General features: G+C 59.4%; 7 protein-coding genes, 1 tRNA gene and 1 pseudogene. 2 read left to right on the top strand and 7 right to left on the bottom strand.

What is annotated here, in order from left to right:
* Positions 1-1,364: CoA-transferase (locus B3V69_RS09750; protein WP_296446052.1), on the top strand; the 1,364-nt coding region annotated here is incomplete at its 5' end.
* Between the two features lie 249 nt (positions 1,365-1,613).
* Positions 1,614-3,749, top strand: coding sequence for a type IV pilus assembly protein FimV (locus B3V69_RS09755; protein ID WP_296446054.1), 2,136 nt, complete (start codon positions 1,614-1,616; stop codon positions 3,747-3,749).
* A 76-nt stretch (positions 3,750-3,825) separates the two neighbouring features.
* Here B3V69_RS09755 and B3V69_RS09760 read toward each other — a convergent pair.
* The 7 genes and pseudogenes from B3V69_RS09760 to B3V69_RS09790 all read right to left on the bottom strand — a co-directional run.
* Positions 3,826-3,901 (bottom strand) — tRNA-Phe (locus tag B3V69_RS09760).
* A gap of 48 nt (positions 3,902-3,949) precedes the next feature.
* Positions 3,950-4,627: a response regulator gene (locus tag B3V69_RS09765; RefSeq protein WP_296446056.1), complete on the bottom strand. Its 678-nt coding sequence runs from the start codon at positions 4,625-4,627 to the stop codon at positions 3,950-3,952.
* A gap of 38 nt (positions 4,628-4,665) precedes the next feature.
* Positions 4,666-6,954 (bottom strand): sensor histidine kinase, encoded by a 2,289-nt coding sequence (locus B3V69_RS09770; RefSeq protein WP_296446058.1) that lies wholly within the window; start codon positions 6,952-6,954, stop codon positions 4,666-4,668.
* Entirely contained in the window at positions 6,951-7,472 is a 522-nt protein-coding gene (locus B3V69_RS09775) for a DUF4390 domain-containing protein (RefSeq protein ID WP_296446060.1), read from the bottom strand. The genes B3V69_RS09770 and B3V69_RS09775 overlap by 4 nt, the downstream gene beginning before the upstream one ends.
* A 70-nt stretch (positions 7,473-7,542) precedes the next feature.
* Positions 7,543-8,868: a 16S rRNA (cytosine(967)-C(5))-methyltransferase RsmB gene (rsmB, locus tag B3V69_RS09780; protein ID WP_296446066.1), complete on the bottom strand. Its 1,326-nt coding sequence runs from the start codon at positions 8,866-8,868 to the stop codon at positions 7,543-7,545.
* 8 nt (positions 8,869-8,876) lie between these two features.
* Positions 8,877-9,467 carry a LemA family protein gene (locus B3V69_RS09785; RefSeq protein WP_296446062.1) on the bottom strand — a complete coding sequence of 197 codons (591 nt, stop codon included), beginning with the start codon at positions 9,465-9,467 and terminating at the stop codon, positions 8,877-8,879.
* Positions 9,468-9,552: 85 nt separating this feature from the next.
* Positions 9,553-12,276, bottom strand: a pseudogene (locus B3V69_RS09790) (DNA-directed RNA polymerase subunit beta'); the annotation flags it as partial.

The raw sequence follows: 12,276 nt of genomic DNA on the forward strand, positions 1-12,276 counted from the left end.
CCGACCCGGATGGCAACCTGAGCATGGAACGCGAAGCCCTCACGCTCGAAGCCCTGGCCATCGCCATGGCGGCCCGCAATTCGGGCGGCATCGTCATTGCGCAGGTGGAGCGCGTGGCGGAGCGCGGCGCCCTGCACCCGCGCCAGGTACGGGTGCCGGGCGTGCTGGTCGATGCCGTGGTGGTGGCCAGCAACCCGGCCTACCATATGCAGACCTTCTCCGAGCAGTACAACCCCGCCTATTCCGGCGAAATCCGCGTGCCGATGGACACCCTGCCCGCGGTCCCCATGAGCGAGCGCAAGGTCATTGCCCGGCGTGCGGCCATGGAACTGCGACCCAACAGCGTGGTCAATCTCGGCATTGGCATGCCCGAAGGCGTGGCGGGCGTGGCGGCTGAAGAAAAGGTGATCGATCTGATGACGCTGACCGCCGAGCCCGGCGTCATCGGCGGTATTCCGGCCAGCGGCATGAGCTTTGGCGCGGCCGTCAATGCCCAGGCGGTGATTGACCAGCCCAACCAGTTTGACTTTTACGACGGCGGTGGACTCGACATTGCCGTGCTGGGGCTGGCGCAGGCCGATGCGCATGGCAATCTGAACGTCAGTAAATTCGGCACCCGCCTGGCCGGGGCGGGTGGCTTTATCAACATCAGCCAGAATGCCAAAACCGTGGTGTTTGTAGGCACTTTCACCGCGGGTGACCTGGACGTGCGCGTGGAAGGCGGCCGACTGCGGGTGGTCAGTGAGGGCACAACGCACAAGTTTGTGAAAGACGTGGAGCACCGCACCTTCAGCGGACGCGAAGCACGCAGGCGGGGCCAGCGCGTGCTGTACGTGACCGAGCGCTGCGTCTTCCGCTTGAGCGGTGATGCCCACAGTGGTGGTCTGGAGTTGATTGAGATTGCCCCCGGTATTGATCTGGAACGCGACGTGCTGGCCCATATGGATTTCATGCCCACCATCAGTACGCAACTCAAATTGATGGATGGCGCCTTGTTTGCGGATGAGTCGATGGGTTTACGCGATCGTTTGCTGGCCACGCCGCTGGCGCAACGGTTTGAGTTGGACCGTGAGCACCGTTTGCTGTTCATCAATTTTGAAGGGCTCGCTATCGACGCGCTGTCTGACGTTGCCGAGGTGGAGCGCATGGTGGAGGGTTTGCTCGCGCCGGTGGTGAGCAGTCCAGCGGAGCGCGTGGCGGTGGTCGTGAATTACGACAGCTTCAGCATTCTGCCCACCCTGGTGGATGAGTACTCTTCCATGGTCAAGCGCTTGACCTCGCGCTTTTACAGCGGGGTGACGCGCTATGGGACGGGTGGCTTCTTGAAAGCACGGCTTGATGCTGGCAAGATGGCGCCTATCTAAGCGGGATGCACCCGAGCGAAGCAGTCGTACCGTGGGCACTGAACCCGACGCGTCAAAAACGTCTCAGGTGCGTCGGCGGCCTATCGGTATGGAGAGCAGGTAGACTCGCTCAGATTCCGAGGGCAACTGTGGGGAAAATTTCAATGAAATCAACCTACCGGTCATGCGTGTGCAGGCCGAACCTGGCTTTCCCGTTTGAGGTGTTGCCAATTTACCGGGAGAGAATAATTTATAGTCAGGAAGGCTGTCTTGAAACATAAAGCCAAAATTATTGGGGTCGCGCTACTTTGTATTGCCTTCGGCAGCGCGGCGCTTACATTGGGTCGCGCTCACGGTGCGGCGCTGATTGGTCGGCCCCTTGAGATATTGGTCCCGGTTCAGATGGACGCAGGGGAGGATGCCTCGTCCTTGTGTTTTGATGCCGAAGTATTCCATGCCGATACGCGTCAGGAGGCCAGTCGCGTACGTGTGGTCGTCGAAGCGACGGCGCAAGCCCATATGGCCAATGTGCGGATATTGTCCTCGGCGCTCGTTGACGAACCTGTTGTCACCGTCTATTTGCGTACCGGCTGCGGCCAAAAAACTACGCGTCGTTACGTCCTGCTGGCGGACTTTCCAAGCGAAGTCGCAGCAGCGTCAGCGTCGCCTGTTGTTCCCGCATTGGCTTCCGCAAAGGTTGATTTGAATCCCGCCATCCCAGTTACTGAAACCGTGCCTCCGACGGTTTTTGCCTCGGCATCGGGCGCGCCTGTTTCGGTCGTCAAAACGAAGACGGCGCCGCTGCCAAAACAAACGGTTCGACGGAAAGTTGCCAGCAAACGCCCGGAGGTGAAGACGGCCCTTGCTGCTTCCAGGCGCACGATGTCAGACGAAAAGAGCAAGACAGGACGACCTGCGGGCCAGTCCCGATTAAAGCTAGACCCGCTGGAATTGCTCTCCGACCGGGTCGCGAACCTTGACTCTTACATGACATTCGCGCCGACTGAAGACGCTTTGCGTAGTGTGCAGAAAATACAGGCGCTTGAAGGGGATGTGACGGCTTTGCGTGCCTTGGACGAAAAAAATGAAGCCAGCCTCGTGGACTTGAAGGCTCGTTTGCAAAAGGCGGAGGCGCAGCGTTTCCCCGACGGATTGATTTACGCATTGATCGTCCTTGTGTTGGCTTGTCTGACTGCCGTGGTTTTTCTCTGGAGCCGACAGCGGCGCTTGCAGGCGGGTGGCAACGATTGGTGGAGCGGCTCTATCGCTGCGCCAGCATCGATACCTCCTGAACCCGAGCCTCCCGCCGGGCCGGTGACCGCCCGCGGGGAGCTGGACGGGGCACTTGCATCGGAGAAGACGCGCACAACGGTCTTGCCCCGGTCATCGAATGATTCTGGGCTTTCGACCGACTTTGCGGTTAGCGTGAAGGAAATGAGCCACACGAATTTCGATGATTTCATGCAGTCGGGCGCGGCGCATAGTTCGAACCGAAAGCCGCCCCCGTTGCCCTCGCCAACGGTGGTTGCGCAGAGGAGGCTGGCGCGCAGTCTCAATTCCGACGCGATATTGGATGCCCGGCAGCAGGCAGAGTTTTTTGTTTCGCTTGGACAAACCCATCAAGCGGTGCAAATTCTAAAACATCAAATCGCTGAAAGTGACGAGCCAAATCCATTCGTTTACCTGGATTTACTCAGCATATTCCATTCACTCAGTCAGAGATCTGACTTTCAGCACCTGCGCGAGGATTTTGACCGGCTGTTTAACGGGCGAGTTCCTGAGTTCATGTCCTTCAAGGATGAAGGCAGGGGCTTGGAGTCCTACCCGGACGTATTGTCCCGTATCACTGACCTGTGGCCAACGCCCAAAGTACTCGATGTGATTGAGGCTTGCGTTTTTCAGGATCCACGGCATGCCAAAAGTCAGTCGTTTGATCTCGCGGCATTTCGTGATCTGCTGTTGCTGCATGCCGTTGCACAGGGTGTTGTTCGTGTTCCGCAGTCGGACGGTGGCGAATCCGAGGTCGGAGCTACCCTGCGTTCCGTCGCACGAATCAGCACATCGTCCAACTTGGCTGAGTCTGGTTATGCGGCGCCTGCGCCAGCCAGTGTCCCCGTGCGGTTGATCAGCGAGCAAGCTGATCTGTCTCCGCCGGAAATCCGGTTTCCTCGCGTGCTGGATTTAGACCTGGATTTGTCTGATTCGGAAATGGAAGGTGTTGCTTCAAATCCTGTGTCGACTGCGGATGTCGACCTTCCGCTGTTGATGCCCGATGATAGAGAGTTCGATAGTCGGGGCGTAGACGCCGCACGCACGCTCGACAGTGGGAATTTGATCGATTTTGATCTGCCAGAGACACCGGCGCAGCCAGGATTAAGCGGTAACAAGCCGGCGGACCGGAAATAGACCGGACACGAGGACTGTCAGTCCCGGAAACAAAAACGCCAACCGGAAGGGGTTGGCGTTTTGTAAGGTAAAACCTTGGTGGCCTGGGGCGGAATCGAACCACCGACACAAGGATTTTCAATCCTCTGCTCTACCGACTGAGCTACCGGGCCTGAGCCTCAAATTATAGCAGTATCTCAGCCGAAATCAGCTACCTGCGGTCAAGCCGTGTTGCGCTTGTTTCGCGTCAAGTCAACGCCCAATTGCTTTAACTTTCGATAAAGGTGTGTTCTCTCAAGCCCTGTTTTTTCGGCCACCCGTGTCATCGAGCCATTTTCTTTGGCGAGGTGGTATTCAAAATACGCTTTTTCAAATTCGTCACGGGACTCACGCAATGGTTTGTCGAGCATGAAGCTTTGTCGCGATTGAGGTCCCGCTTCTACCGCGACAAACCCGGACTGGCCGACCGTCGTGGCAACCTCGACCACCTGCAAGACGGCCGGCGCCGTGAGAGGCACTGCTGGCTTGCGCAGCGTGCCACGCGCCAACCCCTGTTCGACTGCTTTGAGCAGCTTCTGCAGGGTGATGGGCTTTTCCAGGAAGGCCAGGGCACCAATCCTGGTGGCCTCCACCGCGGTGTCAATGGTCGCATGCCCACTCATCATGATGACGGGCATGGTGAGCGCCCCCGTGGATGACCACTCCTTGAGCAGCGTCACGCCATCGGTGTCCGGCATCCAGATATCCAGCAGCACCAGATCGGGCCGGTCACGCAAGCGGGCCGCACGGGCTTGCGCGGCGTTTTCAGCCACTTCGACGTTATGCCCCTCGTCGTTCAGAATTTCCCACAACAGATCGCGGATGCCGAGCTCGTCGTCAACCACCAGTATGTTTGCCATGATTTCGCGCGTCCCCTGGGTATGCTTATGTCGCCCGGCTATCCCGGCGCGACATTTTCTATAGCGAATGATAACGACACTTGCGCGCCCATCACTTTACCGTCGACGACACGGTTGGCAATATCCACGCGAGAGCCATGCTCGTCGGCGATTTTCTTGACGACGGCCAAGCCCAGACCGGTCCCCTTGGCTTTGGTTGTGACGTAAGGTTCAAACGCGCGTTTGAGAATGTGCTCCGGAAAACCTGTGCCGCAGTCAACCACACTCAATCGAACTCGCCCGACGGTCTCAAGCCACTGGGTTTTGAGGGTCACAGGGTGCGTGTCGGTATGGCCCGCAGTTTCAGTGGCATCCTGCGCGTTCTGAAGCAAGTTATGCATCACTTGGCGCAACTGCTGGGCGTCTCCCAGCACTCTCGGACAGCGCGGGTCAAGCTCCGTCTGCACCGGTACCGGCGAGGTCTCGCTGGCATACAGCTGCAGTACTTCGGACACCAAGGTATTCAAATCAACCGGTTTCAGTTCAGCCGCAGGCAGTCGCGCATAGTCCCGGAATTCATTTACAAGACGCTTCATGGCGTCAACCTGGTCGACGATGGTTTTGACGGACTTGGTGAGCAGGGCTTGCTCAGGTGGCGCGACCTTGCCTGTCAATTTCATCTCCAACCGTTCGGCTGACAACTGGATGGGGGTCAACGGGTTCTTGATCTCGTGGGCTAACCGGCGCGCCACTTCACCCCAGGCCTGTGCGCGCTGCGCTGACACGATTTCGGAGATATCATCAAAGACTAAAAGCCGTCCAGCCCCCGGAAGCTCTGCACCACGTGCTACCAAAATAAGAGCATTGTTGGCCTGCCTGCCAGCCAGCTCAACCGCCGTATTTCCAAGTTCAAAGGAATGCTGCCAGTGATCCAGACCATGTTCACCGCGGGCCCCCAAAAACGCATCAAACTGGGCTTGAACGTTTTCGCCAAAGGTCTGGAGGCCCTCAATCTCTGCCAGCCGATGGCCTTCGTAAGTCGCCAGCGGCACCCGAAGAATACGAGTCGCTCCCGGATTGGACGACTGAATGACGCCTTGCGCATCGAGCACCATGACCCCGGCCGTGAGGTTGTCGAGTATCGTCTGTAAGTTGGCCCGCGCCGCGTTCACCTGCACCATGCTGGACTCGACCGCCGCTCGAGCATCTGACAGTTGCTGCGTCATCTGGGCAAACGAACGGGTCAGGCCATCCAGTTCATCCTTTCCTTGCAGCGTCGCTTTCGGCGTCAAATCCCCCGCCGCCACCTGGCTCACGCCGTCGGCCAGCAGCAGAAGTGGGCGCGCAATCTGGTTACCCAATACAACCGCCAACAACACAGCGCCAAACACCGCCAGAAACAGACTGAGCGTCAAGGTTCCGATGTACATGCGGCGCAGCCCCTCGCGCGCCAGCGCCCGCTCCTGATACTCGCGGTTGGCCTCCGTGACCGCCAACGCATTGGCTACCAGCGTGGCGGGCAATGCTTGCGACACCAGGAGAAAGCGCGGCTCACTCAGCAAGCCCAAACTGGTGCTGGAGACCAGCACCAGCGCCTTGATACGTGCATTTCCCGCCACGCCTGGCACGGCATCATCAAGCCCTTCAATCCAGGTGAGGGACCTTTGAGCGCGCGCGTTGCGGAACTGCTGCTGGGTCGGGCGTTCCGGGTTCAATTGGTATCGGGATTGGCCGACGGCCGCAATCAGCTGTCCCGAGGCACTCCACAGCATCAGATCATTCGCGCCTAGTTGCGCGCGCGCGCGCTCCAGTGGTAGCCCGGCACTGACATCTTGCGTGTCTGCCAGCTGCAACGCGGAAGCACGCGCCTTGCTGGCCAATTCGTTGGACAGGGTTTCCAGCGTGACACGCCCGAGATTGAGGCCGGCGTCCAGCGCGCCTTCCACCTTGACATCAAACCAGCTTTCAATCGAGCGCGACACAAATTGGTAGGAAACCACATAAATCAGGACGCCTGGGGCAAACCCCGCCAACGCAAAAATAGCGGCCAGTTTGACCAGCAAACGGCTACCAAATTTGCCTTGGCGCAGCCGCTTCATCAGTCGAAAAGCAATCCACACAATGATGATCAGCAGCAGACTCGCAACCACCATATTCAGCGCAAAGAGCCGCGCGTAATTGCGCTCGTACATGTCGCGGTTGGTGGTGGCTTGCGTCAACAGGAACAGCAGCACCAGACCAATGGCGACCATGGCGGCCAGACTCGCCCCCACGGTCCAGCGCAGGGCACGGGAATTTCTCAGGGAAAAACGGCCCGCAGCAGCGCTCGGGGTGCCTGTGCCGCTCACTTGACGCTTTCCAGAACCAACGGCACGCGGGATGAAGCCGAAATATCCCAGTCGGACTGACCCAGCGTCCCAATCTGGAATGGGCGCGGCAGCTGTGACACGTCCAGGCGAAAACGGAACTCCACAAGATGGCGTTGTTCAAGGTCGAGTTCCGAGACATCGGCAATTTTCCAGCGGGACAGCCGTTGCACGGCCGCCAAGGCGTCGGACAAGGTCTCAAAGTTCTGATTGAGTGCCACGCCTAGCGCGGCGTTGGTGATCAGGCCGGAGGCCACATTCAGCCGCCAGCGGCGGGTCAGCGGCTGATAGGCCAGCCGCATATGGCGCTCGACGCTCACCACTTTCTTGTTCGTCCAGTACCAGCGTTCGCGAAACACGTCCGCTTCGGCCACGAAAATCATGGGAACACCCTTGAGAAGCGCTTCCTCGATTGCCGCAGATAAATCGAATTTGACGGTGGCCGTGAGCAGCACGGCATCGCCCACGCGCTCAAACTTCAAGAGAGAAATTTCCGTCATCGGTGCTTCCGCCCGTGCTGATCCGGGGCAGCCCCACACCAGGCACGCACAGGCCATCAGCCCGATCAGGTCAAGCCGCGCGTTTTTCCAGCAATGCGTAATAAAAGCCGTCATGGTCACCGTTTGGATTGTCCGGGACGGTGTCACTATTTGCCTCGCTAAGGGGCAATAAATGCCCTGGGGAAGGCCGTAAAACAGCATGGGTGTTGTGCGCAAGAAACGTTTGTATCTGATCTTCACCCTCCGCCCTGAAAACAGAGCAGGTGCAGTACAACAGTCGCCCCCCCGGCTTCAGCAAGGCCCACAGCGCCTTGAGCAGACGGGCTTGAATCATGGCGAGCTGGGCAATGTCGGACTCCCGGCGCAACCAGCGCACGTCGGGGTGACGTCGCACCACGCCTGAGGCGGAGCAAGGCGCGTCCAGCAAAATGGCGTCAAACAGCTGGCCGTCCCACCAGGCGGATGGGTTAGCCGCGTCCCCCACCAAGACCTGCGCTTTGAGTTTCAAGCGTTGCAGGGTTTGATGAATTCGTTCGCAACGCGCGGGGTCGACATCCAGCGCCGTCACCTCGCAGTCCGCGATTTCCAGCAAATGCGCGGTCTTGCCGCCCGGCGCCGCGCAGGCGTCCAGCACATGAAGCGGACCGGTGGACGTCAGGCCGGACAACAGCAGGGGGGCGGCAAGTTGCGCCGCCGCATCCTGCACCGACACGACGCCGTCAGCAAAACCCGGCAACTCTTGCACCGGTTTGGGATGTTCCAGGGTCACGCCGTATGGGCCCGCCGCGATGGCGTTCAGACCCGCGTCTTTAAGCGTCTGTAAATAGGGCGGCACCGCTGTTCGTCTGGCGTTAACCCGCAAGGTCATCGGTGCATGGCGATTGTTGGCCGCCAAAATGGCTTGCCAATTGTTTGGCCATTCTTTTTTTAGTCGATCAATCCACCACCTGGGGTGGTTCCACACCGCCACCGGGTTTTTGTCGGTGCTGGCCACCAAGCTGTCGCGTTCGCGCAAGAAACGGCGCAAGCAGGCATTGATAAAGCTGGCCTGTGGCTGGGTGGCTGCACTACGCTTGGCCGCCTCGACCGCCTGGTTGACAAGCGTGAACACCTCATACGGCGCGTCCTGCTCTTGCCACGCCAGCGCCAGCGCCGTGCACAGCAGCGCGTCGGCCGGTGGCGGGGGGGTACGGCTCGCCAGTAGCTGCCGCAGGGCCTCGGCGCGCCCCAGTGAGCGCAGCACATGAAAGATCAGCGCCTGCACGCCGGGTCGCAATTCGGGGGAAACATCGCCTAGCGCCGCCGTTCCAGACACGCCCGCGCGCACGCTCTGCAAAACCGTGGCGACCGCCTGCAACTGCCGCCACAAGGGGATTTTTTGTTCGTTCGAGTCCATCATCCACCCTATATCGGCTGCGCCGGTTTGAAACCAAACACCCAGGCCAGCAAAAGCGCCGGGAACTGATCGATGGCTTCGTTGTAATTGACAACCCGTTTGTTGAATTCGGCCCGGGCCAGTTCGGACTGCAAGGCAAGCTGCTCCCACTGCGACTGCAGTGGGCCTGGCAGCGCCGGGCCTGCCAGATCGGGCGGCAGGTCGCGCAGTCGGGACCAGGACAAACTCAAGGTCTCAAAGGCCGTTCTCAGTGCGCTCATCGTCGGTCCATTCAGCGGCTGCGCATGGGCCATCTTCAGGCAGGCGTTGAACTGTTCAGCAGCGGCCGCCAGTCCGGCCCATGCCGTGGAAGATGGGTCTAACCCTTGATTGGCATCGTGAAGGGAATGAATGGCACCGGTATCCGGCAGGTTTGTTTTCACCATCAGCAAGCACTGATTGAACAGCCCTTCCAGGGCGGCGAAGGCAACAATGCCCTGGGCGCGAAGGCGCACCAGACGGTTGTAGGCCCCCATGGACCAGAAAAACAGCATGGCGATGACAAACCAGACCATGACCGAATCGCTCATTTCATTCAATCTCCCGATCCAGTCAAGCATAAGTCTTCAAAAGTAACAATTAAAAACGCCTCAAGCCCCCGTGTAAAGGGCTTGAGGCGCTATCTTTTGTATAGCGAATCGAGGGTTACTCGGTCGCCGCTCCTTCGTTCGCTTCCGTCACCTCGGCTTCACCCGCCAGTTCGGCGGCTTCAGCGTCGGCAATGGCGCGACGCTCGGCGTCGTCCATGTTCTCGCGAACTTTGCGGGCTTCGTGATAGGCCATGCCGGTACCGGCAGGAATCAGTCGGCCCACGATCACGTTTTCCTTCAAGCCTCGCAATTCATCGCGCTTGCCCATGATGGCGGCTTCGGTCAGAACACGAGTCGTCTCCTGGAACGATGCCGCACTGATGAAGCTGTCTGTCGACAACGATGCCTTGGTGATACCGAGCAACAAATTGGTGAAGGTGGCTGCGATCTTGCCCTCGGCGCGCAAGGCGTCATTGGTGTTGAGCATCTCCGAGCGTTCGACTTGCTCGCCGTTGATGTAGCTGGAATCCCCGGCATTCTCAACCACCACCCGACGCAACATCTGGCGAACAATCACTTCGATGTGCTTGTCATTGATCTTCACACCCTGCAAGCGGTACACGTCCTGCACCTCGTCCACGATGTAACGGGCCAGCTCTTCCGAACCGAGTAGTCGCAAAATGTCCTGCGGATCAGCGGGACCATCCACCACGCTTTCGCCCTTGTTGACGACCTGGCCTTCGTGCACGATGATGCTTTTCTCCTTCGGCACGAGCTCTTCCCAGACGGCACCTTCAGGATCCGTGATCTGCAAACGGATCTTGCCCTTGGTCTCTTTGCCGAATGACACGGTACCGGTCATTTCAGCCAGCACACCCTTGTCCTTCGGCGAACGGGCCTCGAACAACTCGGCAACACGCGGCAAACCGCCGGTAATGTCGCGCGTCTTCTGGCCTTCAATCGGGATACGGGCCAGCACCTCGCCGGGACCGACGTCCTGACCGTCACGCACTTGCACCAGTGCCCCCACCGGGAAGCCGATGGTCACGGAGTGGTCGGTGCCAGGGATCTTGACCTCATTGCCGGACGCGTCAATCAACTTGACTTGCGGACGGATGACCTTGGCCGCACCGCGGCGTTTCGGATCGATCACGACCATGGTCGACAGACCAGTCACCTCATCCACCTGCTTGGCGACCGTCAGGCCTTCTTCGACATTTTCGAACTGGGCTTTGCCCGCGAACTCGGTGATGATGGGGCGGGTCAAAGGGTCCCAGTTGGCGAGGATCGCGCCCGACTTGATGGTCTGGTCCGCCTTCACCGCCAGCACGGCGCCGTACGGCACCTTGTGGCGTTCGCGCTCACGGCCATGCTCGTCATGAATGACGATTTCACCGGAGCGGGAAATCACGACCTGCTCCTTCTTGCCGTTCGTTACATAGCGCATGGTGGCGTTGAAGCCGATGTTGCCGTTGGACTTGGCTTCCACGCTGGATGCAATGGCGGCACGCGATGCGGCACCACCGATGTGGAAGGTACGCATGGTCAGCTGCGTGCCGGGCTCACCGATGGATTGCGCCGCAATCACGCCGACCGCTTCACCACCGTTGACCAGGCCGCCACGGCCCAGATCGCGGCCGTAACATTTGGCGCAAATGCCAAAACGGGTTTCGCAGGTCAGCGCGGTGCGGACTTTGACTTCATCGACGCCCACGATTTCGAGTTCGTCAATCAGGTCTTCGTCCAGCATGGCGCCGGCAGGGGCCACCACGGAGCGGTTCTCCGGGTGCAGAACGTCATCGGCTGCGGTACGGCCCAAAATGCGGTCGCGCAAGGATTCAATGACTTCACCGCCTTCGACAATGGCGCGCATGAGGTAGCCACCGTGCGTGCCGCAGTCCTGCTCGGTCACGACCAGATCCTGCGTCACGTCGACCAGACGACGTGTCAGGTAACCCGAGTTGGCCGTCTTCAACGCCGTGTCCGCGAGACCTTTTCGGGCCCCGTGGGTGGAGATGAAGTACTCCAGCACGTTCAGGCCTTCGCGGAAGTTCGCGGTGATAGGCGTTTCGATGATCGAACCGTCAGGCTTGGCCATCAAGCCCCGCATACCGGCCACCTGGCGAATCTGGGCCGCTGAACCGCGGGCACCGGAGTCAGCCATCATGTAGATGGAATTGAAAGACTCTTGCTGAACCTGCTTGCCATGGCGGTCAGTGACCATTTCCTTGGACAACTGGGCCATCATGACCTTCGAGACTTCGTCACCGGCCTTGCCCCAGATGTCCACCACCTTGTTGTAGCGTTCGCCTGACGTCACCAGGCCGGACGTGTACTGCTGTCCGATTTCCTTGACCTCTTTTTCGGCGTGATCGATGATGCCTTGCTTTTCGGTCGGCACCAGCATGTCGTCAATGCAGATCGAGATGCCGGCCTTGGTGGCAAGACGGAAGCCATATTGAAGCAACTTGTCGGCAAACACCACGGTCTCTTTAAGACCACATTTGCGGAACGAGACGTTGATGAGTTTCGAAATTTCTTTCTTCTTCAGCGCCTTGTTGATGTTTGCAAACGGCAGTCCCTTGGGCAGAATTTCCGACAACAGGGCGCGACCGGCGGTGGTTTCCCACAGCTTGGTCGACGGCACCAATTCGCCGGTCTCTTTGTCCTTGGTGTACTCGGTCAGCCGCACATTCACGCGGGCGGTCAGTTCGACCTCGCCCGCATCGAAGGCGCGTTGCACTTCACCGGTATCGGCAAAGATCAAGCCCTCGCCTTTGCCGTTGATGCGATCCCGGGTCGTGTAGTACAGGCCCAGCACCACGTCTTGCGACGGCAC

The organism is Rhodoferax sp. UBA5149 (assembly GCF_002413825.1).
GTDB lineage: Bacteria > Pseudomonadota > Gammaproteobacteria > Burkholderiales > Burkholderiaceae_C > Rhodoferax.

Bases quoted from the DNA above. Each gene is read 5' to 3' on its own strand.
- B3V69_RS09785 (WP_296446062.1), bottom strand. From the start codon at position 9,467: ATGCTTGACTGGATCGGGAGATTGAATGAAATGAGCGATTCGGTCATG.
- rsmB (WP_296446066.1), bottom strand. From the start codon at position 8,868: ATGGACTCGAACGAACAAAAAATCCCCTTGTGGCGGCAGTTGCAGGCG.
- B3V69_RS09765 (WP_296446056.1), bottom strand. From the start codon at position 4,627: ATGGCAAACATACTGGTGGTTGACGACGAGCTCGGCATCCGCGATCTG.
- B3V69_RS09775 (WP_296446060.1), bottom strand. From the start codon at position 7,472: ATGACGGAAATTTCTCTCTTGAAGTTTGAGCGCGTGGGCGATGCCGTG.